Origin of the sequence: Paenibacillus durus (assembly GCF_000756615.1) — a bacterium.
Classification (GTDB): Bacteria; Bacillota; Bacilli; order Paenibacillales; family Paenibacillaceae; genus Paenibacillus_AQ; species Paenibacillus_AQ durus.
This window is the reverse complement of sequence record NZ_CP009288.1, coordinates 2,965,739-2,987,648: the sequence shown is the minus strand read 5'-3', so window position 1 is coordinate 2,987,648 and position 21,910 is coordinate 2,965,739. Positions and strand designations below refer to the sequence as shown.

Below are 21,910 nucleotides of genomic sequence, written 5' to 3'. Positions count from 1 at the left end.
CACTTTCCTCCTCAAGAAAATGATTTATTTTGTATTCAGCAGGGCAAAATCGTTCAAATCCGAATCGCTGCGGGACGCCGCCTTCTGGGCGAATATGGCCGCTCCGAGCGCTCCCGCATAGATCGTGTCGAGCTTAACCTTGCTGATCGGATGCCCGAGCAGCTCCTCCAGCGCTTTCGTCATGCCGGGATTGTTCGATACCCCTCCCGAGAAGACAAGATCCGGTTCGAGCCCGATCCGATTGACGAGATTGCGGACGCGGCGCGCTGTAGCCAGGTGGATGCCGGCGGCAATATTGGCGGCGGATACGCCTTTTGCCTTCAGGGAGATCACCTCGGATTCGGCAAATACGACACATTGGCTGCTGACATCGGCGGGAGCATCGGCACTGAGCGCTTCAGCACCGAGCTGCTCCAGCGTCAGATCCAGCAGGTGTGCGACTTTTTCCAGAAACCGCCCGGTTCCTGCCGCACATTTGTCGTTCATAATGAATTCGATAACCTTGCCCGTAGTCGGGTCCACCCGAATCGCTTTGGAATCCTGGCCGCCGATATCCACAATCGACCGCACTTTCGCATTCAGGTAATGAGAGCCCATGGCGTGGCAGGATATTTCGGTCACGATTTTGTGCCTGATCTCGCCGAAGCTCAGCGCAACACGGCCGTACCCCGTGCCGACAATGTAGGCAATGTCCTCCCTCGCCACCTTCGACTGCTTGAGCAGTCTGTCCAGCAGCTTATCCGCCGTCTCTTGCATGTATACACCCGTGGGGGTAATCGCCGTATACAGCTTGCCTCCGGCCAGGAGTACGCCTTTTCCCGTTCTGGACCCCAAATCCAGCCCGACCGTGACATCTCCGGTAAACGTGGATAGCAGTTCCGGGTCAATGATTTCTTTCCAATCGCTCATACGTTCATCTCCCTTTCAAAGATATGCGGTTCATATTGTTCCTCAAGCCGTTCCGAATGCGGCCAGACCTTTACGCTCCCTCAGCACTTCGATAAAAGCCTCAAGCCGGGTCTTGAGCTGGCCCTGATCGCTCTTGGAGTAATCGATCGGCAGTTCAAGGACCGGAAGGCCAAGCTGCTGGTAGTGCCGGAAAAATTCATTCTTGACCTGTCCGTAGCACGGGCAGAATTTGAGATAAGCGTACAGCACGCCATCCGCTTGATACTCGGTTGCCAGCGCTCCCGAAATCTCCACACGTTCCTGGAGCGGCTTCATCCGGGCGCATGGAGTCTGATCGATATACCCTTCCGCCAAAGCCCGGTAAGGATCACCTTCCTCTCTGATATAGCCGGAGGCGATTTTCAGCCCGGTGCAATGATCCTCGGCGACAATTCTGGCACCGAGCTCATCCTCGATCAGCTCAATCAGCTTCCTGTCGCCATCTGCGATAATGCCCCCCGCCATGAACAGGCGGATCGGCCGGTCTTCACGGACCGGCGCTGCTGCCAGCTTGTCATAGATTCCCTGGTACAGCGGGAGAAGCTCTTCAGCGGGCAGATAATAGAAGGCTTTGATCAAGTCGAGGTAATCTTTGCCCGAGATCGGCGGATTGGGACGCTTGCGCAGTTCGGAGATTTGGGTCAGCAGCTTGCGCACCTGGTTATACAGCCGGATCTGTACGCGCAGCTCGCCGTCGGTGATGATATTGCCAGATAATTGTTCTAAATCGGCCTTGAAGCTTAGAATTTGGGAGTTGTAGAAATCACGTGAAGACGGCTTGTCCTTAATCCGGGGGAGCGTATAAATGTCAGCCGGCGTAAAGAACTCCCCTATGGCTTCACCAATGGTTTTGATGCAGTCGCAGGTATAGAAGGTGTATATTTTATCCAGCGAAGTGTACAGCGGATCTTCCTCTTTGAAGGCGCCGAGAATGCTCTTTGTGAAATCGCAGAATACGCTTTGCGTGATCTGTTCGCCGCTTGCCACCGTTTCGGTATCGCCCGCTTTGAACAGCCGGATATGGTTGACGCCTGCGGCGCTGATCATTTCAAGCGGCGTATAGGAGCACAGGTAACCGACTTTTTTGCGGTCGTCGGCACCCGCAACCAGTTGTTCCTGCCGCTCGGCAATCCGGTTCTCCAGACCGGTAAAGTCGAGCCGGAACACGTCCTCCGCTTCTGTGACCGAAGTGACGGCGGCCTTGGAATAATTCAGAGCATGAATCGACGCTCCCAGAGCCCCTGCGAAGATCGTATCGATTTTGGCTTCAATTAGAGGGTGGCCGGAAAGCTCCTCAAGCGCCTTCCTCATGCCGACATTATTCGAGACGCCTCCGGAGAAGATCAGGCCCGGTTCAATCCCGACCCGTTTAAGCAGGTTGCGGACGCGCTTGGCCGAGGCGAAGTGAATACCGGCGGCGATATCCTGCCGCGTCGCGCCTTTGGCCCGAAGGGAAATGACCTCCGACTCTGCAAACACGACGCATTGGCTGCTGATTTCGGAAGGCGCATCAGACTTCACTGCTTCTTGCCCAAGCTCATCGATGGACAGCTCCAGAATTTCAGCGACCTTCTCCAGAAAGCGGCCGGTACCGGCCGCGCATTTATCGTTCATGACGAATTCGACAACGCTTCCGGTCAGCGGGTCTACCCGAATGGCCTTGGAGTCTTGACCCCCGATATCCACGATCGTCCGGACATCCTCGTTCAAATAGTGGGCGCCCATAGCGTGGCAGGAGATTTCGGTTACGATCTGGGTCGGAATGTCGGTATACTGCAAAGCGATTCGGCCGTATCCCGTACCAACGATATAGCTAATGTCCGAACGTTCGAGACCCGACTTATCCAGCAAATCCTCCAGCAGCTCGTCGGCCGTATCCTGCATATTGATCCCGGTATAGACCGAACTCGTGTACACCTCCCCGCCGGACAGAAGCACCGCTTTGCCGGTTCTCGACCCAATGTCAATGCCAATCACCGTGCCGCCGTTTAACGTATCCAGCAGCCTTTCATCCACTACATCTTGAATCCGCATGTTTAACACCTCGTATTATGGAATTGGAATACAGTTACTGCGTTATATGGTACGGAACTTCCGGGACGTATCACGACCCGGAAATTTCCTGTTTCCAGCGAGTTATTCGCTTCTCCCAACGGACCAGAAGAAAATTGACAAGCACTCCCAGAAGGATCAGGACAATAATACCGGCATACATCTGTTCCACCTTGTAGTTCTGTTCGGAGGAGAAGATCAGAAACCCGAGACCCTTGTCCGCTCCGAGCATCTCGGCAGCGACCAGAATGATGATCGAGCGGGAAGCGCTGAGCCGAATGCCGGTAAAAATGAAAGGCAGAGCAGACGGCAGAATAATCCGGAAGAACAGCGTCAGCGGCGAAGCGCCCATGGAGCGGCCGGACTTGATAAGGAGCGGATCTGTTCGGTTAACTCCTTCCACCGTATTCATGAGGACGGGCCACACCCCGCCCCAGAAAATAATCGCCACCTTCGACAATTCGCCAAGCCCGAAGACAAGAATGAACACGGGATAGAGCGCCAGTGTCGGCGTATTGCGCATGAACTGCATGACCGGGTCCAGCACCCGCCGGACTCTCGGCGACCAAGCGGTCAGGAACCCGAGCGGGATGGCGACCAGAACCGAGATCGCGAAGCCGGAGGCAGACCGCTGCATGCTGGCCCCGATGTCGGGCCACATCTGGCCCGTAACAAGCAGCTGGAACAGCTTATAAACGACCCGGGTGAATGGAGGCAGGATGAAGGCCTTGACCATGCCGCTCCGGGAAACGGCCTCCCAGGCAATACATACTGCCACAATCGCCGCCCACCGTTCGGAAGCGGACTTGAGCCTTGTTATGGCTTTTATTTTCACTGACGGACCTTCCTTTCCTTATTGGTGTAGAGCAGGACAGGCAGGACGGATCATTTCAGCGTATCGTTGAATTCGTTGGTGAAAATATCCTCAGGCTTGATGCCCGGCTTGATCTCATTGAACTTCGTCAACAGGTCGATCCAGACCTGTGCCGATTCCTCTTTGATTTCACCGTGGGGGGCGTAATAGTTCGCCCTGATTTTGGCCGGATCAATATCGCCTCGCTTCGCCGTAATCTCAATCGCTTTTTCCGGATTCGCATTGACATAATCATTGGTCTTGCTGATGACATCCACGAAGCGTCTAACCACATCCGGCTTCTCCTTGATGAATTTCTGAGAGAAATAGAGAGGTGTGGCGCCTCCGATGGTGTTCCAGACGTCATAATCTGTGAAGACGACTCTCAAATTGCCGCGCTTGATAATTGTCGACGGATTCTCATGCAGACCGATAAGATCGACATCGCCCTGCAGCAGCGCCTGCTCCAGCTTGATTTCGGGCGCAATGACAATTTCGAATTTGCCTTTGGGGTCCTTAATGCCATTTTTCAGCAGATAAGCATAAGGCGTATACTCATTGCAGCCGCCAAATTTGGAGATACCCACCTTCTTGCCGACAATATCCGCCGCTGACTTGATCGGGCTGTCTTTGGTGGTTACGAAGCTCATATGCGGAACGGCCTCGGTCGTTTCGGTCTGGGCTACAACCGCCTTGATTTTGGCTCCTGCGCTGATCCCGGCAATGGTGCGATTGATATGCGCGCCGCCGACATCAAGCTTACCCGCGACTACCGACGCAACCAACTGTCCGGGTTCAACGGCTCCGATAAAGTCGAATTTCAGTCCGGCATCCTTCGCAAATCCCAGCTCATCAGCCACATAGTAGGTGGAGATGCCGGTCAGATTGGTCGGTGTGGCCAGGCGCACGACATCCAATTGTTCTCCAGAACTTCCGGCTTTCGCGGAATCCGTGTCATTGCCGCAACCCGCAAGGATGGTCGCTCCGGTCGTCAACAAGAGAAGCGCTCGCAGTGCAATCGGTTTCACAGGTCTGATTCTTTTTAGATTCAGCATGCTCTCCTATCCCTCTTTTCCTGTTCTAGTCTTGCTAACCTTTGACTGTCCGCTCTTTCCAGCGGGTCAGCCTGCCCTCGAGATGAACCAAAAGATAGTTGATCAGGACGCCCAAGACGGAAATAAAGATGATGCCACCGAACATTTCGGGAATAGCGTATCTCTCCTGGTAATAAAAAATCATGAACCCAAGCCCTCGGTCCGCGCCAAGCATTTCGGCGGCCACCAGCATCAGAATTGAGGTAGCGGCGCTGAGACGGAGTCCTGTCAGAATGGAGGGCAGCGCCATCGGCAATACGACCCTGAGAAATAATCCGGTTCGGGTAATGCCCATTGATCTCGCCGATTTAATGAGCAGCGGGTCCGCTTCCTTTACGCCGGCTATGGTGTTCAGCAGAATCGGCCATACGGTCCCCCACAGGATGATAGCGATCTTCGATGTCTCACCCAGACCGAAAAAAAGAATGAATACAGGATACAAAGCCAGAGTCGACGTGTTACGGCATACCTGAAGCAGCGGATCAATGATTTGCTCGATCCGTTTGTTCCAGCCCATGAAGGTGCCGACCGGGATGGAGAAGACAACGGCAGCGAGAAATGCGAGTCCCGAGCGTCCAAGGCTTATAGTGATATGCCGGAACATCTCACCCGACTGGAACAGGCGCAGCAGGCTTTTGACGGCTTCGCTGAACGGCGGCAGCAGGAACGGATCAACAAGTCCAAGACGCGGGAGCGCCTCCCAAGCCGAGATAATCAGCAGCATGATGACGGATTTCTCGGCGGCACCCTTTAGGATGGTGAGGGCGGCGGTCTTTTTGCGGACAGACTTATGATGAATCCGGTCCCCCTGATAAGACAGGAGCCTGGTTCCATCGTCGATCTCTGGCATTTAACATTCACTCCCTTTTATAAAAATTAAAAAGGTTAAGCTCGCCGGTTGGGGAACGGCTGCTTAACCTCTTTTGGAAAAGTGGGTTGCAGTACGAAGCTTGCTGCATTTGCACCTGAAAGACAAAGAGGTTAAAACGGCGCCGGGTAAGCGTCATTTTAACCTCTTCCTAAAAAGTCGGTTTAGAGTATATCGATTATTCCATTGATAGATTACAAATGATAAATTACAAATGATAGATTACAAATTCCCCGCCGCCGCTGGAGATAACACGCCGGTTTCCAATTCCACCAGCTGTTTGCCCCAATTGGAAGCCCATTCTCGCAGTTCGCTCGTTTCCAGAGGAACCGGAACTTTGGACTCGGTATGGTCTACGATTTTCTGGGCCAGCGATTTATAGATCTGTGCCTGTTTGGAGTTAGGGTCCGCTTCAATGGTCGTCTTCCCTTGCAGCTCAGCCTGCGTCACGGATACCGAACGCGGAACATACTCCATCACCTGCGTGTGCGTACGGGCCACGAAATCATCAACGATCTCCTTGGCATAAGGAGCGTTGATCGAATTGGCAATAACCCCGCCAAGCAAGGCGCCGCCCTCGGTAGAGTATTTATGAATCCCTTTAAAAAGGTTGTTAGCCGCATATAGTGCCATAAAATCGGCGGAGGTAACCGTAAACACATGCTCGGCAATGCCTTCCCGTACAGGAACGGCAAATCCCCCGCAGACTACGTCCCCAAGGACATCATAAATGACATAGTCCAGATCAAGCTCTTCAAATACTTTCTGCTGCTTCAGCAGAGAGACGGAGGTAATGATCCCTCTGCCCGCGCAGCCGACACCCGGAGCCGGACCGCCCGCTTCCACGCAGTAAATTCCATTAAACCCTTCAAAAATAACGTCATGCGCTCTTACAATCTGCTTATCCCTTAACGTATCTAGCACAGTGGGAATATATTCGCCGCCGCGCAGCGTGTTGGTCGAATCACTCTTCGGATCGCAGCCGAACTGCATTACCTTATAGCCAGCCACCGACAGTGCCGCACTAATGTTGGAGGTTGTCGTTGACTTTCCTATTCCCCCTTTGCCGTAGATTGCGATTTGTTTTATTTTTTTAGCCATGAAGTAGCACTCCTTCTTTGTTATACGCATTTTGAACATTGGAATGGGATAACGCCTTACTGTTATCCCCTTGCCGGATTATAGTGCCGCCGATGAGGAGAGCTGCTCGGCAAGCTCAAGCGGCGCTTGGGCCACGGCTGGCTTGGCCGGCGGTTTGGCTGTGGCCGTCTCTCCCTGCAGCAGCTCCCATACCCGGTGCCGGATCCAGCTGAAATCGGCGGTCGATTGCACATCTCCTACACTTCTTGGACGAGGCAGAGAAACGGGAACAATTTCGCGAACCCTGCCGGGATTCGGCGACATCACCACAACACGATCGGCAAGAGCGACAGCTTCATCGATGCTGTGGGTGACAAAAATAATCGTCTTTCCGGTCTGTTCCCAGATCCGCAGCAGCTCATCCTGAAGCGTCTCGCGGGTCTGGGCATCCACTGCCGCAAACGGCTCGTCCATAAGCAGAACTTCAGGATCATAGGCCAGGGCCCGGGCAATGGCTACCCGCTGTTTCATCCCGCCCGACAGTTCATACGGGTAACGGTCCGCATAACTGCTTAACCCGACAAGCTCCAGAAACCGGTCGCTGATGGCTTTCCGGTCTTTTTTCGGAACCTTCTTGATTTCAAGACCAAACTCCACATTGCGGCGAACCGTGCGCCAAGGAAATAAGGCGTAGCCCTGCATAACGATTCCCCGGTCCAGTGCGGGGCCGGTAATTCTTTTGCCATCAATATACAGTTCGCCTTCCGTCGGTGTGGCAAGCCCGGCTATTAGATCCAGCAGCGTTGATTTTCCGCAGCCGCTGGGTCCCACGATGGTCAGGAACTCACCGGGTCTTACTTCCAAATCCACGTCCTGCAATGCGGTAAACTGCTTCTTCTCTTCATCTTTATTCAGCCGGATCGAATATCTGCGGGTGACCCCGCTCACCTTTATTTTCGCTTCATTTGCGGCCATTTCCCATTCTCCTCTCTGTTATCCAATGCGGGCGGCTACACTAGCCGAATCGTCAATATACGTGAACGGGTCCTGCTCATACCAGCTATCCCGGTAAGGCAGTCTCGTATGGCTTCCAAGATTTTTATTGAAAGCCGGATTTTTCAAAATGCGGCTGACCCGTGCAGCTACTTCAAACACGCCCTTGTATCCAAGGTAATCGTCACTTTGCCCAAACAGCGGGAAGATCGGATATCCCTGCTTGGCTGCGGAGCCGTTAACGCCGATATGACCGACGAATAAGTCAGGAGTGATCTTGCTGAGCAGATTGGCCTGCTCGAACACTTGGCCCGAACCGATATTAAAGATCGCTTTTTCCGAATTCGGAACATCTTCCAAATATTCATCCAGGAGAATCTCGCCGTATTTGTCGAAATGATAGCCCCGGAGGCCCAGGATCTCAAATCCGAGATTATGCAGCAGCTCCGCTGTGGTCAATATCCGAACCTCACCGCCGGTAAGAAACGCCGTTTTCCCTTTTAATTCAGCTTTAAACGGTTCAATCGCTTGCTTAAGCTCCGCCGTCTCTGCGGCAATCAGTTTCTCGGCCTGTTCTTCGATGCCGAAGAAGGAAGCGATATCGCGCAGCCATTTATTTGTATTGGCGATACCGATTGGAATCGTCCGCATTACATAAGGAATACCGTACATTTGCTGGAAATGCTCCACGAAATAATCATCATGCGTTGCGCAGATGCTTACATTGAGAGCCGCTTCATGAGCATAGACAAAATCATCGGGATGCGAATAAGAAGGTAGAATCCGTACGTTGAGATCAAGCGCCTTCAGCAGCCGCACCAGTTCCTCCTCATCAATGCGGCTCATCGAACCGACATTGAGCAGATTAACCGTTTTGCTGATTACAGCCTGGTGTTCGGCTTCCTCCTCCGGAGTGCGAACGACAGCCGGCTGCGAATCATTGTCTTCACCGACGAGATTGCGGATCAGACCGTGGTAGACGGAATCATAGGCAGTTGCCTGAATTTTGGTCTTGAACCCTTCGCAGTGAATGGGGACGATTTTGGCCGATACCTGCTTCTGCAGATCATCCAGGATACCGTCAATATCATCGCCGATCAGGGCCGGCACACAGCTGTTAAATACAAGAATAGCGCTTGGACGGAATTCCCGCTCGGCTTTTAGCACGGCCTGCCGCAGCTTCGCTTCGCCTCCGCTGATTACATCCACTTCGCTGAGATTCGTGTTAATCCAGCGCAGGCCAACCGCCGATTCCTGACGCAGCTTCTGAAATACTTTATTAATCCCGGCATTCTGGATCAGATTGCCGCCGCAGCCTATCGGACTGTGAATGACCATAACCGCGTCGCGCATCGAGCTGATCATGCCGAGACTTAGGTTAAGCTGGCAGCCTTGGGTCTGGGAGAAGGTGCGTTTGCTGGCATAAAGGCAGCCTTTCTTGGAATCTCTCGACAGATCACCACAGGTTCCTCCATAGGCTTGGCAAGCCATCAGGCGATCTTCACGCACCGGCGGTACTTTATGTTTGATATAATCCACTTTCGCAAACCTCCTAAATGTATAAGATTAAGAAAAATCCGCTTTTTACCGGTGGGCAACAACCAGGCTCAGCACATCCTCGGCAAGCGTAAGTCCGCCCGTATATCCGGCATAAGCCCGGTTCAGCACGACACGGTTGGAGATTGGATACGTGACCGAAAGAAGCGGCACTTTGAATTGCTCCGCCGTGTCGCGTTCCATAACACTTCCCAGAATAACGCCGGGCGCAAAGCCTTTATAATATTTCTGCCCCTGGTTCTGCGGCCAGTGACGGTTGATGTATCCGCCGACACTTGAAGCATCCTCATCGAACACAATTTCCGGACGCAGCCCGGATTCGTATTCGCCGAACGTAGCAAGAACCCGTTCCTTCTGTTCCTCCGCCAAAATGTCGGTAATGACAACCAGCTCCGGCAGCCAGCCCAGATCGTCGGCAAGAAACCGCGTCAACGCCTGTGTGTAATTGGGATCGCCGACTACGGTAGCATAGCGCTGGAAATCGAGGTCATTGTACACATCGGCCAGACGCTCCAGGTAAGGGTAATACGCCTTTCTTTCTTCCTGGATCAATTTCTCGATTTTGATGTCATCGACGCCGAGAGTCTTGCCCACTGTACGGAGGAAACGCGAGGTGCCATGATCGCCAACCGGCAATTGAACTGTCAGATAAGGAACACCGTGTACCTCTTCGAATACTTTGGCCGCTTCGATCCCGTATGCGTCCGACACAACGATGTTGAGGCTTGCCTTGGCGGCATTTTTCAGATTGTCTAAAGTCTCGCCTTGGCCGAAGAAAGTATTGGTCTCGATTCCCAGCTTCTTAAGCAGATTCTTCAGCACACCGAGATTGCCTTTCCAGAACACGTCCTGCATCGGAACAACACCCCACAAATTGACCGTCTTGGCGTCTTTTTCCGTAGTCTTTTCCACAAAATCGCGGAATAAAGTCTCAAGGACCAGCTCATAACCGTAATAGGAATTTCCTTTGAAGCTGACTGTTTCCGCTGCCAGCACCGGCAAGTCCCCGCCCTTGAAGCGTTTGGTTACCGCATGAACATTGTCGCCGATCATTTCAACCATGCAGCCCGTAACTACAAAATATAAATCCCCGTCCATTACCTTCAGCGTGTTCTCGATCTGCTCCTGCAGCCGGCCTTCGCCGCCGAACACGATGTCCCGCTCGGATACGTTGGAGCTTGGGAGCGCCTGACCGCCGCAATAATTGCCGCCGTTATATCCCGAAGCTCCGCTTAAGGCTCCTGCCAGATTTCCGCCGCACCCGGAAGAGGAATGAAGAATCGGAATCGCCCGGGGCAGTGACTGGATGGTGCCGATCGCGCCGCCAAGGGCGCATACATATCGCGGTCTTTCAATTACTTTGCTCATGATAAACCTCCTGTCTGCGCCGGTTCCTGAAACAACACGGTCGATAAGTAGCGTTCGCCGGTATCCGGCAGCAGCACGACAATATTTTTGCCTCTATTCTCTTTGCGTTTAGCCAGCTGAGAGGCTGCAAAGACGGCCGCGCCCGAGGAGATGCCAACCAGCAGCCCTTCCGTGCTCGCCAATTCCCGCGCCGTTTCCAGTGCTTCTTCGTTCCGTACCTTGTACACCTCGTCGATGATTTCACGGTTCAGAATGAGCGGAACGAATCCGGCGCCAAGTCCCTGAATTTTATGCGGACCCGGATTTCCGCCCGAGAGAACCGGGGAGTCAAACGGCTCGACAGCCACAATCTGCACATTCGGATTCCGTTCTTTCAGGACTTCTCCTACTCCGGTTATCGTTCCCCCGGTTCCGACTCCGCTGACGAAGATATCTACTTTCCCGTCTGTATCCCGCCAGATTTCCTCGGCAGTCGTCTGACGGTGGATTTTAGGGTTGGCCGAATTGTTGAACTGCTGCAGAATGAACGAATTCGGGGTAACCGCCGCCAGCGCTTCCGCCTTGCGGACAGAACCCTTAATGCCCTCCGCGCCGGGAGTCAGTACCAGCTCCGCGCCCAGCGCCTTCAGCAGATTGCGTCGCTCTATACTCATCGTGTCCGGCATCGTCAGGATCAGCCGGTATCCGCGAGCCGCAGCTACAAAAGCAAGCGCGATTCCGGTATTACCGCTTGTAGGCTCTATCAGAACGGTCCCAGGTCCGATCAGGCCCTGTTCCTCCGCATCCTTGATCATCGCATATCCAATCCGGTCCTTTACGCTTCCTGCCGGGTTGAAGTATTCCAGCTTTGCAATTACCGACGCACCCAGATTTTTCTCCCCGCTGAAGGCCTTGAGCTCTAGCAGAGGAGTGTTGCCAATAAGATCCGTCAGTTTACTAGCGATTCTTGTCATTCCTTGTTCCTCCATTTCAATTTGGACAACAAAAGTTGCAGGTTATAAAAAAGAGACTTGCCCCCGCCATCTATGGTCAAGTTCAAGCCTCCAGTGAACTGGTTGGCATACGAGTGTAAATGAAACAGCAATATATGTGATAACAATCACAATCAAGCGGATAAAAAAAGGAAGCTAAGCGCTCCAAAGTCATAGGAGGCTCAGCTTCCGGGGGTCCGGTCAGCTTATTGCTAAATTCATATTATTTCAATGTGAATTAATGGATAATGTGGATTATAGAGAAGATTGCCCGCTCTGTCAATGAACTTTTTTCAAATTTTTTCAATATTGGTTTCAACTAAAGGAAATCCCGGAAATATCGCGAAATACTAGGCAAACTGAACTTAAGAGGTGTCAATATGGATTCATGGGCTTATCCCCTGGGCAATTTTATACCGGAAGAACATCCAGCCGCAGAGCACCGTGAAAAATGGATTGAGGACATTGCTCGCATTCCGGAGCTGCTTCGATCGCTTGTGCAGAATCTAACACCAGAGCAGCTGCTCACACCCTATCGGCCCGGCGGCTGGAATATCCGGCAGGTTGTACATCATTTGGCCGATAACGATATGAATGCGTATATTCGTTTTAAGAGGGCCTTAACGGAAGAAGCTCCTGTCGCCGGTTCGTACCGGGAAGACTTATGGGCGGAACTAAGCGATTATCAAGAAGCGCCTATAGAAACTTCGTTAATCCTTCTTGCTTCGCTGCATGAGCGGTTTGTCGTCCTGCTTCGTTCACTAACGCCGCAGCAATTTCAACGCACTGTCATAAGTCCAACTCATGGTGAAATGACACTGAATACGGCAATGCAAAGATACGCATGGCACGGAAGGCATCATATCGCTCAAATCGAGTCGCTTATTGAACGAATGGGCTGGACTAAAGAAGACAATTCATCCGCTAACAGGTAATTCTATGATCATCCGAAGAGGTGCGCTTATAGCACATTTTCAGGCTGGCGGCTGAGCTGGTACTGCTTCGGCGTGATGCCGAACTGTCTTTTAAACAAGGCGATGAAGTGGGAAATGTTGTCGTAATTCAGGTGCATCGCCGTCTCTGTAACCGTGCTCTCCTGAAGCAGCTGTCTAGCGAGTTTCATTTTTTCTAGGGTTATGTATTCGCGCGGGGCGAGACCCGTTATCTTTTTGAACAGATGGGTAAAATGCGTGTGCGACATATTATAGCTGCCTGCCAGTTCTTTTACAGATGCAAGCGTTAACAATTGCGAGTGAATGTCGCGGATGGCGCGGAACACGGGATGTTTGCTGTCGTTATGCAGACTCAGCCGGAAGGACCGGATGCGCAGCAGATGATAAGCCAGCTCCTGCGCTGCAAGGTCGACAAGAAAAATTTTGCTGTCTCCCGGGTAAGCCATGTACGTCTTCATCCGGCTGATGGCCTTCACCACGGGGTCCATCTCATCGCTCCTCAATCCGCACCTTACGACATCTCCGACCGTCGCTTTCTCCTCAAGCCCGAATTCTTCGCCCACCACCGGCTCCAGGCGCTCAATCAGTTCATCACCAAGCTCGAACACAAGCGCTTTCGTCTGGCGCCCTATGGACATTTCGACCGAGGAGTGCGGCGGAAGCAAAATCATTTCATCCGATCCATATTGAAAGCTCTCCGTTTTATTAATCCGCACTTCCTTCTCCCCGTCCAAAATCGTACACAGCTTGGAGCATTCATAAGAAGAATACTGCTCGTAGTAATGCTCCGGCAGATCATAATATAAAATCCTGATCAGATCGGTTTGAAACCCGTAATGCAGTTCATCGTACCGGCTAAAGTTCTTCAAAAGCTTTTCCATGCGATCCTCCAGAAGTTTCGTGTATTTTACCGCAGTTACGGTTAGTTTTTTGGCGTTTGAAGCCTTATTTTAATATTAGAGCAAGGATATCACATTATTTTCCAACCAACAAATAGCGAGGTGCTGAAATGTCAGGTAAAGCGAAATTTATGATGCCGGGAATGAGTCTGATGGGATCTGGAGCGCTCTCGGACGCAGGTGTAGAAATCAATAAGCTTGGTTATAAAAAAGCGCTTGTCGTTACCGACAAACCGCTCGTGGACATCGGACTTGCCGCTAAAGTCACGGATATGCTGAATCAAAATGGAATCGGCTCCGCTGTATACAGCGGAACGCAGCCGAATCCCACAGTGACGAATGTTCGCGAGGGGCTGAAACTCTACAAAGATTCCGCGTGTGACTGCGTCGTCTCACTCGGAGGCGGTTCGCCGCATGACTGCGCCAAGGGAATCGCGCTGCTGGCCGGAAACGGCGGTGAAATCGGAGATTACGAGGGCGTGGACAAGTCCGCACAGCCCGCCGCTCCGCTCATCGCCATTAATACAACGGCCGGAACGGCCAGTGAGATGACGATGTTCTGTATCATCACCGACGAGGAACGCCATATCAAGATGGCGATTGTCGACAAGCATACGACGCCGCTGATCGCGGTCAACGATCCCGATCTGATGATGGCAATGCCGAAGTCCCTAACCGCCGCTACCGGTATGGATGCGCTGACACATGCGATCGAAGCATATGTCTCGACCAATGCGACGCCGATTACCGATGCTTGCGCCCTAAAAGCGATTAATCTTATCCGGGATTATCTCGTTCGGGCCGTAGACGATGGATCGGACAAGGAAGCGCGCGAGCAGATGGCGTATGCCGAATTCCTAGCCGGCATGGCGTTTAACAACGCGGGTCTTGGCTATGTCCACGCGATGGCGCATCAGCTCGGAGGCTTCTACAATTTGCCGCACGGGGTCTGTAACGCCATTCTTCTGCCGCATGTAGAACGGTATAATTCAGCCAAAGCCGCAGCTCGGCTGAAGGATGTGGCGCAGGCGCTCGGCCAAAATGTCGAGGGCGTCGCTGCGGAAAAAGGCGCGGCGCTTGCGCTAGATGCCATTGAGGTGATGGCGGAGCGTGTCGGCATCCCGTCCGGACTGTCGGCGCTGGGCGTGAAGCGGGAAGACTTCCCTATCCTGGCGGCGAATGCGCTGAAAGATGCTTGCGGCGTCACCAATCCGGTCCAAGGCTCGCAAGATGAAATCATGGAGATTTTTGAGCACGCCATGTAACGATGTAAGCAGTACTTAAACCCGCTCGTCCTCCTCTCTACCATATATGGACGAACCCATCCTCCGCAAATGGGGGGATGGGTTTTTTTCGATATCTTGGTTGGAGCAGCTGTGCTGTCTCCTTTTTTACATTACTTCTATTACCGGTTGTTTCTTCAGACTCTTGTTCAGCAAAGCAAACATCGCGAATCCTATTCCGCATGTCGCAGCCTCTGTCACGGTCAGCGACCAGATGATGCCGTTCAAACCGAAGAATCGATGAGCTATGATAATTACCGGTATAAAGATGAGCCCCTGCGTCACGGACATGACAGCCGCCTGCCTGGCCTGACCCGCCGCCTGAAATATGCTGGTGAATAGACCGGTAAAGCCCGTAAACAGGGAGGATACCAGCATGGCCGTCAAAATCTTGGTTCCTGTGCCGATTACTCCCTCGTCGGTACTGAACCACTGAAGGACATGAGTCCTGAACGCAAATACGATTCCGGAAAAAACAATGATCAAGAGGCCGATGCAAAGACCCGTCGTCCCGATCGCTTGTTTAAATCTGACCATATCCTTTGCAGCATAGGTGTATGCCAACAAAGGGATAATTCCCATAAACAGCCCCATGCATAAAAACTCCGGGAGCTGAACAATGCGCAGAGCAACGCCAAACCCGGCAACTACGCGGTCTCCGTAAAGAACCGAGAAGTTGTTCAGCAGCAGCGTGGTTAAGATAAGGAACACAGACAGCAGCAGCTCGGATATACCGATTTTAAACGTATTCGAGACGATCGCTTTCGTCACTTTGAAGCTTCGGATGGATAACGTCAGCACTTCGCTCTTCCGCTGCAAATACCAGACATAATACAGGATGGACACCCCGTTCGCCAGAGCCATGGATACGGCGGCGCCGATAATGTTCAGATCGAAGTACAGGATCAGCAGAGGATCGAGCAGCAAATTGGCCGCTGTAGAGATCAGCATCCCTTTCATTGAGACCGCAGCAGCGCCCTCCGCCCTAACTACCTGCTCTAATGCGAAGTTCGCGATGATCAGCGGACTGCCCGCCAGCAGCGCCACCGCATATTTCCGGGTATAGCCGATAGTGTCGGCATCGGCGCCGAGCAGTTGAACGATCGGGTGAATGAACAGCAGTGCCAGCAGAATGACGATTGCCCCCGTAATCAAGCTGCCGTATAACGCAAAGGAAGCGGCGGATTTCGCTTCGTCGTTTCTTTTTTCGCCTAGCAGTCTCGAAATATAAGTCCCGCATCCAACCCCGTACATATTCCCAAGCGCCATTAATATCGTAAAGATCGGAAGCCCGAGCGTTACCGCGGACAGCATGGACGTATTGTGAAGCTTGCCGATAAAAAAAGCGTTCGTGATGGATTGGATGACGCCGACGGACATACCGAGCATCATAGGCACCGACAAATGGACGACGGCTTTGGTAATCGGCGCCTGCTCCAAATAATAAAGATTGCCTTGCCGTTCTTCTAAATGTTCATTCATAATTTCAGCCTCCATTTTTAATTAGAATTCTAAGTATATTGAGAAAAAAATAACTTACAGCTGCTGCGCGCTTAAATAAGCGTCCACTTTCCGCAGCAGATTATACAGATTCTCTTGCTCTCCCGGGTTTAGACCACCCTTGATGAGCTCTTCGGATTCCGCAAACAGCCTGTCGAACTCCCGGATTAACTCTTTCCCTTGGGGCAGCACGAACAGCCGTTTTTGACGCTCGTCATCCGGACTTACGCGGCGTTCGACAAATCCTTTTTTCTCCAAACCCTGCAGCATGCTGGTGATACTCGCGCCCCTGCGCTGGAATACCTGCTCCAAATCCTTTTGAATGATGCCCTTCTCTTCATTAGCGGAGATATAAGAGATCATTCTGCCCTGTTGGGAATTTAGCCCGTACTCGGCCAGCCGCTGGTCCGCTCTTCTTTTTAACCGGATGCCGATGGAGCGGATCAAATGTTCGAAATTGTGATCATCCTCTTGTGCCATTTTGTTCCCTTCTTTGATTAGAATTCTAACTAAATGTAGCATGCCGAATTTCCGCTGTCAACCTTCACTGGTTCCAGAATATCATTAGCAGCTTATTGGCGAGGGCCACGGCTCCGTACAACACTGCAAGTGCAGGGTGACTCATTCGCAGCAGCAGAATAACCGGCAGACCGAACATCAGGAGTTCCAGCAATGAATGCAGCGGGACCGGCAGAGCATAAGTTGCCTTGGGAGAGCCCAGCAATCCCCAGAGAACAGCCGCAGCCAGCAGTAGACCAATGGAAAGCGCCCTCTGACTCCATACACCCCACCCGATCCGGTAACCCCAGAACCCGTAAATGATCAAGACCACCAGTTCCAGTAAAAAACGAATCCCAAGGTTAAGCATCTGCAGCATTTCAATCATGATGTCATTCCTCTCCTGTCCACTGAATAATGCAATTTCGTATAAAAAACAAAAACTAATGCAGTTAGTTTTAATATAAACTAATGACATTAGTTTTTCAAGTCTATTTTTCAGGTTAATGGCTCAGTCGGCGGAGGGCGAAACGGCCTTTATTTTCGTTCTCTTCTTAGTTGAACCGCCACGCCGTCAGGCTGAGGCTCCCCCATTGGTAGCTTCGGTGAAGAAGCTCCGCTTGCCGGACCGCATCCCCGCTTCCCATCGCCAGCAGCAGCGGAATGAAATGCTCGTTTGTCGGAACGGCCCTTTCGGCGTATGGCGCAAGCTCCCGGTAACGGAATAATTCTTCCAAACTCCAGTCTTCCAGACGCTTCTCTATCCAGGTATCGAATTCCAGCGCCCATGGATCTACGGATTCGGCTCCGGCGCCCCACTTGATCTGCCGCAGATTGTGGACGATTCCGCCGCTGCCGATGATGAGAACGTCCTGCTCCCGCAGCTTCGCCAGCGCTTTACCAATTTCGTACTGCTTCGCATTGTCCAGATACCGGTTCACCGACAGCGCCACGACGGGAATGTCCGCATCCGGATAGATCAGCTTGAGCACCGCCCAGGAGCCGTGATCGAGCCCCCGGCTTGTGTCCGGCACGGCTGGAATCCCCGCCTCGTTCAGCAGTGACAATACCTGTTCGCTAAGCGAAGCGTCCCCGGAAGCCGGGTACGTCATCCGGTACATTTCCTCGGGAAATCCGGAGAAATCATAGATTGTACCATGCGTGTTAACCGCACTGACCTGCTGGACGTTATGCTCCCAGTGGGCGGAAAAGATGACAATGGCCTTCGGCTTGCGCGGAAGCGTGGCGGCAATATTTTTCAGGAAAGAGGTATATTCATGGTCTTCTATCACAAGCGACGGCGCTCCATGTGCAAAAAAGTAAGACGGCATCATATCGGTTCACTCCTTTACATGTGTGCCAAGACTATCTTCCAGCAAAAAGCTCAGCAGTTCCTGGCGGTTCGACCCAGTCACTTCATGCCCGCTAGGGTAGGTCTTAAAGACGACACGGTCGTTGAGGTTCTTGAAATAGTTCGCCGTCTCATAGCCGATCAGTACCGGGAATACAGGATCAAATTCGCCGTGCGAGATAAAAATGGACATGTTCATCACGCTGCGGTGCGGGTATTCCTTCTTTACGAAATCAGGGATATAACCGTTTAGCGCCACGATTCCCTTGATTCTATCGCCCATGGTAAGCGCAAGCGTCATCGCCAGAATCGCCCCTTGGCTGAAACCCAGCACATAGCGCCGCGCGGGATCAACCGCATATTTTTCCGTAGCGTATTCAATAAAAGCTTCCAACCGGACAACCGCCCGGTCGAACATTTCACGAATCGGTTTCCCGAGACTTCGGAGCTCATAATATTGATAGCCTTGGCCCAAGGGCAGGTCGCCGCGAATGCCGATCAGAATAAACTTGCTCTTGAGCGGCGCTGCCAAACCGAGCAAATCCTGCTCATTCGAGCCTTTCCCGTGAAGAGCGAACAGTACCGGATACCGCTCGCCCTCCTTATAGCCATCCGGCAGTACAACACTGTATTCGTATGGGATATCCATCAGCTTTGTTCGCCTTTGCGAAAGAGTACGCGGTCCAGTGACAAGCCGGATGAGCCCGCAACAGCCAGGTACAGAGCGATCAAGATGTAGGCCAAATCCAGCTCATATCCAGCAGATTGCCCATTGCCAAGCAGGCCGGAAGGAAGCTTCGCGGTAAAGATGGCGCCGACGAGCACGATAATCAGCAGCACCGATACGTAGCGCGTGAGCAGACCCAGAATCAGCATGATCCCGCCAATGAGCTCAATCCACGCCACGACATAAGCCAAAAATCCGGGAAGACCGATGCTGTCGAACCATCCCGCTACGTTGCCGAGCCCCATTTGCAGCTTGCTGATCCCGTGAGCCAGGAAAATGACACCAAATACCACTCTCATCAAAATCGTCACTGTGTTTTTCATTATTCATTTCTCCTCTCGAAATATAAGTAATACAAATTATTATTTTGTGTAAATAAACATAATCGAAGAAATGCGTTTTGTCAATAATAAATATAGTTTCTTACTATTCGTAATCTATTAACCAATTTCCCTAGTACCTATTCAATTGAATTGGTTTTTCCGCAGCCGAAAATGCTAAAATATTGGAAACCCTACATAACTTCAAGCGAGGTGACTGCCTGTGGATATCGGTTCCACAATCCGCGCCATACGCAAGCGCAAAAATATTACAATCGCCCAAATATGCGAACAGACCGGGCTGTCGCAAGGATTCATGAGCCAGGTCGAGACGAATAAGACCTCCCCGTCCATCACGACACTTGAAAGCATCGCCCAGGCACTCAATGTGCCGCTGGCCTACCTCCTGCTGCGAAAAGAAGAAAAAATGCATATCGTGCGGAAGCAGGAACGCCTGCAAACTTCCAGCGGACCCGAGCAATTAAAAGTATTCCATTTGAGCAGAACGAAAAATATGCGGATGGTGCTCGTCGAGTTCCCTCCCGGGTCATCCACCGGCGAAGCTCCCCGCGCCCACGAAGGCGAGGAGACGCATCTGGTTATTCGGGGCAGGATTCTTGCCGAGCAGGGGGAGGATGCGGCGGTGCTGGAGGAAGGCGACTCCTTTAGCTGGAATGCCTGCACTCCCCACAAGGTCCAAAATATAGGGGAAGATACCGCCCTTGTGCTCGTCTCCGTATATACCGAGGAGCAGGAAGACTGGAAGCTGATGTAGCTTACGCCATGAAGCGGGACGGATGACGGTAGAACTTTGACGAATCTTTCAGCACTGTGGTGTAACAAAGCGGGTAACACCTCCCGATATAAATAAGAGTATTAAGACCGGGAGGAATGGAAATGAAAGTCAGAAGTAAATTAATCGTACTAGTGGCGCTGCTGATTGCAGCGCTTACCGGCAGCAGTACTTTGGCTGTGACATCAATCCGTACCATTGCGGATGAGGCGCAGGAGCTGCGGGAGCTAAATGAACTGCAGCGGGACATGAAGCAGGTTCAATATTTGCTTGCCGGGCTGGCCAATGATGAGCGAGGATATTTGCTTACCGGCGGGGCGGAATTTACCGGGGAAATGCAAGCGAAGATCGACTATATTAACAAACTGCTTCAAACTATGGCCCCGGCTCTTAAGAGCAAGTATGGCTCAGCGATGCAAGAGATCGAAAGCGCTCTATCAAAGCTGTTCCAATTGAACGGCGATATGGTGCGCCTACGCGGCAGCGGATCTGTGCAGCAGGCCCAAAATGTCCATTTCGATCAAGAGCGAAGCCTGCGGAAGCAAAATGTAAATCCGGCCGTTGAAAAGGTGGTTAAGCTTCTTGCAGAGGAGGCCGCCCCGGTTGAGAGGCAAATTAAAGAAAACTCGACCCGCTCACAAACCATTTTGCTCGCGGTCGCCGTTTTAAGCGTGATCCTTGGCACAGCCGCCTCCATCTTGCTTCTGCGAATCATTTTGAAGCCTTTAAGATTGCTTAATGAGCAGATGAATGAAATCGCGGCGGGTGAAGCCGACCTTACAAGAACAATACATATTGCTCAAAATGATGAATTTGGCATGCTGGCGGGAAGTTTCAATGCCTTTGTAGCTTCCTTAAGGGATATCATCGGAAAAGTCGGCGAAGCCACTAATCATCTCTCTTCCGTATCGCAGCAATTCTTCGCAAGCGTCGAGCAGTCCAGGTCCACATCACAGCTTATCGCCGGATCCATGCAGACCATTGCCGACAGAGCTTTCGAGCAAAATAAACTTGCTGCCGTTAATGCTAGCCAGACGCGCGAATCACTGGAAAGGATCGAATCCATTTCTCTCCACTCCTCCGATATGGCCTCCGCTTCGCTTAGCATGCAAGAGCGGGCCGGTGCCGGCGAGCAGACCATTGCCCGAATGGGTGACAAAATGAATGATATCAAGCAGGCGGTTGACGAGGCGGATACGACATTAACCCTGCTCTCCGGGCAGACGGTAAAGATCGCGGAGATTACCTCGCTGATCAACGAAATTTCCGAGCAGACCCATCTGCTTGCGCTCAACGCATCGATCGAAGCGGCAAGAGCGGGCGAAGCGGGCCGCGGCTTTAACGTAGTGGCCGGGGAAGTGAAAAAGCTGGCCGGGTATTCCGCCGAATCCGCCAAAGAAATCAGTGAATTAATCGGAAATATTCGCGAAAACGCCAATCTGGCGCTGAGCAGCATGACTGACGTCAAAGCCAGAACCGCCGAAGGGAACGAAATAACGAGCCACAGCTTGGATCAGTTCCAAGAGATCCTGCGGTCGATAAGCGAGGTTTCCGGCAAAACGTCGGAAATCTCCGGCTCGGCGCAGCTTGTGCGCAGCCAGTTCACAGCCGTATCGCAAACGATGGAAACCGTAGGAATTGGAACAAGCGACATTTCGGCGGGCACGCAAGAAATTGCCGCAGCAACCGAGGAACAATTGGCTTCCGGCGAGGAAATGCGTTCCGCCGCCGAATCCCTAAACAGTATGGCGGGAAACCTCCAATCGCTGATCTCCCGCTTTAAAATTTGATGGCCGGACCTC

General features: G+C 52.2%; 21 protein-coding genes. 4 read left to right on the top strand and 17 right to left on the bottom strand.

Annotated elements, in window-relative coordinates; genetic code table 11:
• Positions 1-24: 24 nt before the first annotated feature.
• The 10 genes from PDUR_RS12810 to cysK all read right to left on the bottom strand — a co-directional run bounded on the left by PDUR_RS12810 (position 25) and on the right by cysK (position 11,766).
• A complete protein-coding gene (locus PDUR_RS12810) occupies positions 25-909 on the bottom strand; it encodes an acyl-CoA dehydratase activase (RefSeq protein ID WP_042206612.1) in 885 nt (294 codons plus the stop codon).
• Between the two features lie 42 nt (positions 910-951).
• The gene (locus PDUR_RS12805; protein WP_042206611.1) at positions 952-2,982 is read right to left on the bottom strand and encodes a 2-hydroxyacyl-CoA dehydratase; all 2,031 of its coding nucleotides are present in this window, start codon (positions 2,980-2,982) and stop codon (positions 952-954) included.
• 70 nt (positions 2,983-3,052) lie between these two features.
• Positions 3,053-3,835 (bottom strand): ABC transporter permease, encoded by a 783-nt coding sequence (locus tag PDUR_RS12800; protein WP_218918459.1) that lies wholly within the window; start codon positions 3,833-3,835, stop codon positions 3,053-3,055.
• Between the two features lie 50 nt (positions 3,836-3,885).
• Complete coding sequence (locus PDUR_RS12795; RefSeq protein ID WP_042206610.1) at positions 3,886-4,908, bottom strand: ABC transporter substrate-binding protein; 1,023 nt, start codon at positions 4,906-4,908, stop codon at positions 3,886-3,888.
• Between the two features lie 34 nt (positions 4,909-4,942).
• The gene (locus PDUR_RS12790; RefSeq protein WP_081949502.1) at positions 4,943-5,797 is read right to left on the bottom strand and encodes an ABC transporter permease; all 855 of its coding nucleotides are present in this window, start codon (positions 5,795-5,797) and stop codon (positions 4,943-4,945) included.
• Positions 5,798-6,037: 240 nt separating this feature from the next.
• Complete coding sequence (gene nifH / locus PDUR_RS12785) at positions 6,038-6,916, bottom strand: nitrogenase iron protein (protein WP_042206609.1); 879 nt, start codon at positions 6,914-6,916, stop codon at positions 6,038-6,040.
• 78 nt (positions 6,917-6,994) lie between these two features.
• On the bottom strand, positions 6,995-7,870 hold the full coding sequence (locus PDUR_RS12780; RefSeq protein ID WP_052410206.1) for an ABC transporter ATP-binding protein: 876 nt from the start codon (positions 7,868-7,870) through the stop codon (positions 6,995-6,997).
• 18 nt (positions 7,871-7,888) lie between these two features.
• The gene (locus PDUR_RS12775; protein WP_042206608.1) at positions 7,889-9,427 is read right to left on the bottom strand and encodes a nitrogenase component 1; all 1,539 of its coding nucleotides are present in this window, start codon (positions 9,425-9,427) and stop codon (positions 7,889-7,891) included.
• Between the two features lie 45 nt (positions 9,428-9,472).
• On the bottom strand, positions 9,473-10,813 hold the full coding sequence (locus PDUR_RS12770; protein ID WP_042206607.1) for a nitrogenase component 1: 1,341 nt from the start codon (positions 10,811-10,813) through the stop codon (positions 9,473-9,475).
• Positions 10,810-11,766 (bottom strand): cysteine synthase A, encoded by a 957-nt coding sequence (cysK, locus tag PDUR_RS12765; RefSeq protein WP_042206606.1) that lies wholly within the window; start codon positions 11,764-11,766, stop codon positions 10,810-10,812. Before cysK ends, PDUR_RS12770 begins: the two co-directional genes overlap by 4 nt.
• A 398-nt stretch (positions 11,767-12,164) precedes the next feature.
• Here cysK and PDUR_RS12760 point away from each other — a divergent pair, with 398 nt between their 5' ends.
• The gene (locus PDUR_RS12760; RefSeq protein ID WP_042206605.1) at positions 12,165-12,719 is read left to right on the top strand and encodes a YfiT family bacillithiol transferase; all 555 of its coding nucleotides are present in this window, start codon (positions 12,165-12,167) and stop codon (positions 12,717-12,719) included.
• Positions 12,720-12,745: 26 nt separating this feature from the next.
• On the opposite strand, the gene PDUR_RS12755 is transcribed toward PDUR_RS12760, so the two are convergent.
• Positions 12,746-13,618 carry a helix-turn-helix transcriptional regulator gene (locus tag PDUR_RS12755; protein ID WP_042206604.1) on the bottom strand — a complete coding sequence of 291 codons (873 nt, stop codon included), beginning with the start codon at positions 13,616-13,618 and terminating at the stop codon, positions 12,746-12,748.
• Between the two features lie 128 nt (positions 13,619-13,746).
• Here PDUR_RS12755 and yiaY point away from each other — a divergent pair, with 128 nt between their 5' ends.
• The gene (gene yiaY / locus PDUR_RS12750) at positions 13,747-14,901 is read left to right on the top strand and encodes an L-threonine dehydrogenase (protein ID WP_042206603.1); all 1,155 of its coding nucleotides are present in this window, start codon (positions 13,747-13,749) and stop codon (positions 14,899-14,901) included.
• A 126-nt stretch (positions 14,902-15,027) separates the two neighbouring features.
• On the opposite strand, the gene PDUR_RS12745 is transcribed toward yiaY, so the two are convergent.
• The 6 genes from PDUR_RS12745 to PDUR_RS12720 all read right to left on the bottom strand — a co-directional run bounded on the left by PDUR_RS12745 (position 15,028) and on the right by PDUR_RS12720 (position 19,318).
• Positions 15,028-16,401: an MATE family efflux transporter gene (locus tag PDUR_RS12745; RefSeq protein WP_042206602.1), complete on the bottom strand. Its 1,374-nt coding sequence runs from the start codon at positions 16,399-16,401 to the stop codon at positions 15,028-15,030.
• 54 nt (positions 16,402-16,455) lie between these two features.
• Positions 16,456-16,899 carry a MarR family winged helix-turn-helix transcriptional regulator gene (locus tag PDUR_RS12740; protein ID WP_042206601.1) on the bottom strand — a complete coding sequence of 148 codons (444 nt, stop codon included), beginning with the start codon at positions 16,897-16,899 and terminating at the stop codon, positions 16,456-16,458.
• A gap of 64 nt (positions 16,900-16,963) precedes the next feature.
• Positions 16,964-17,305, bottom strand: coding sequence for a YrdB family protein (locus PDUR_RS12735; RefSeq protein WP_052410205.1), 342 nt, complete (start codon positions 17,303-17,305; stop codon positions 16,964-16,966).
• A 166-nt stretch (positions 17,306-17,471) separates the two neighbouring features.
• Positions 17,472-18,251: a DODA-type extradiol aromatic ring-opening family dioxygenase gene (locus PDUR_RS12730; protein WP_042206600.1), complete on the bottom strand. Its 780-nt coding sequence runs from the start codon at positions 18,249-18,251 to the stop codon at positions 17,472-17,474.
• Between the two features lie 6 nt (positions 18,252-18,257).
• A complete protein-coding gene (locus tag PDUR_RS12725; protein WP_042206599.1) occupies positions 18,258-18,917 on the bottom strand; it encodes an alpha/beta hydrolase in 660 nt (219 codons plus the stop codon).
• The gene (locus PDUR_RS12720) at positions 18,917-19,318 is read right to left on the bottom strand and encodes a DoxX family protein (protein WP_042206598.1); all 402 of its coding nucleotides are present in this window, start codon (positions 19,316-19,318) and stop codon (positions 18,917-18,919) included. Before PDUR_RS12720 ends, PDUR_RS12725 begins: the two co-directional genes overlap by 1 nt.
• Before the next feature lie 220 nt (positions 19,319-19,538).
• On the opposite strand from PDUR_RS12720, the gene PDUR_RS12715 reads away from it, so the two are divergent.
• Positions 19,539-20,090 (top strand): helix-turn-helix domain-containing protein, encoded by a 552-nt coding sequence (locus PDUR_RS12715; protein WP_042206597.1) that lies wholly within the window; start codon positions 19,539-19,541, stop codon positions 20,088-20,090.
• 122 nt (positions 20,091-20,212) lie between these two features.
• On the top strand, positions 20,213-21,898 hold the full coding sequence (locus PDUR_RS12710) for a methyl-accepting chemotaxis protein (RefSeq protein ID WP_042206596.1): 1,686 nt from the start codon (positions 20,213-20,215) through the stop codon (positions 21,896-21,898).
• Positions 21,899-21,910: the final 12 nt, after the last annotated feature.

Excerpts from the sequence above, each read along its gene's own strand:
- PDUR_RS12745 (WP_042206602.1), bottom strand. The coding sequence starts at position 16,401 with ATGAATGAACATTTAGAAGAACGGCAAGGCAATCTTTATTATTTGGAG.
- PDUR_RS12725 (WP_042206599.1), bottom strand. The coding sequence starts at position 18,917 with ATGGATATCCCATACGAATACAGTGTTGTACTGCCGGATGGCTATAAG.
- PDUR_RS12780 (WP_052410206.1), bottom strand. The coding sequence starts at position 7,870 with ATGGCCGCAAATGAAGCGAAAATAAAGGTGAGCGGGGTCACCCGCAGA.
- cysK (WP_042206606.1), bottom strand. The coding sequence starts at position 11,766 with ATGACAAGAATCGCTAGTAAACTGACGGATCTTATTGGCAACACTCCT.
- PDUR_RS12735 (WP_052410205.1), bottom strand. The coding sequence starts at position 17,305 with ATGATTGAAATGCTGCAGATGCTTAACCTTGGGATTCGTTTTTTACTG.
- nifH (WP_042206609.1), bottom strand. The coding sequence starts at position 6,916 with ATGGCTAAAAAAATAAAACAAATCGCAATCTACGGCAAAGGGGGAATA.
- yiaY (WP_042206603.1), top strand. The coding sequence starts at position 13,747 with ATGTCAGGTAAAGCGAAATTTATGATGCCGGGAATGAGTCTGATGGGA.
- PDUR_RS12810 (WP_042206612.1), bottom strand. The coding sequence starts at position 909 with ATGAGCGATTGGAAAGAAATCATTGACCCGGAACTGCTATCCACGTTT.
- PDUR_RS12740 (WP_042206601.1), bottom strand. The coding sequence starts at position 16,899 with ATGGCACAAGAGGATGATCACAATTTCGAACATTTGATCCGCTCCATC.
- PDUR_RS12805 (WP_042206611.1), bottom strand. The coding sequence starts at position 2,982 with ATGCGGATTCAAGATGTAGTGGATGAAAGGCTGCTGGATACGTTAAAC.
- PDUR_RS12730 (WP_042206600.1), bottom strand. The coding sequence starts at position 18,251 with ATGATGCCGTCTTACTTTTTTGCACATGGAGCGCCGTCGCTTGTGATA.
- PDUR_RS12790 (WP_081949502.1), bottom strand. The coding sequence starts at position 5,797 with ATGCCAGAGATCGACGATGGAACCAGGCTCCTGTCTTATCAGGGGGAC.
- PDUR_RS12795 (WP_042206610.1), bottom strand. The coding sequence starts at position 4,908 with ATGCTGAATCTAAAAAGAATCAGACCTGTGAAACCGATTGCACTGCGA.
- PDUR_RS12720 (WP_042206598.1), bottom strand. The coding sequence starts at position 19,318 with ATGAAAAACACAGTGACGATTTTGATGAGAGTGGTATTTGGTGTCATT.
- PDUR_RS12760 (WP_042206605.1), top strand. The coding sequence starts at position 12,165 with ATGGATTCATGGGCTTATCCCCTGGGCAATTTTATACCGGAAGAACAT.
- PDUR_RS12710 (WP_042206596.1), top strand. The coding sequence starts at position 20,213 with ATGAAAGTCAGAAGTAAATTAATCGTACTAGTGGCGCTGCTGATTGCA.
- PDUR_RS12755 (WP_042206604.1), bottom strand. The coding sequence starts at position 13,618 with ATGGAAAAGCTTTTGAAGAACTTTAGCCGGTACGATGAACTGCATTAC.
- PDUR_RS12770 (WP_042206607.1), bottom strand. The coding sequence starts at position 10,813 with ATGAGCAAAGTAATTGAAAGACCGCGATATGTATGCGCCCTTGGCGGC.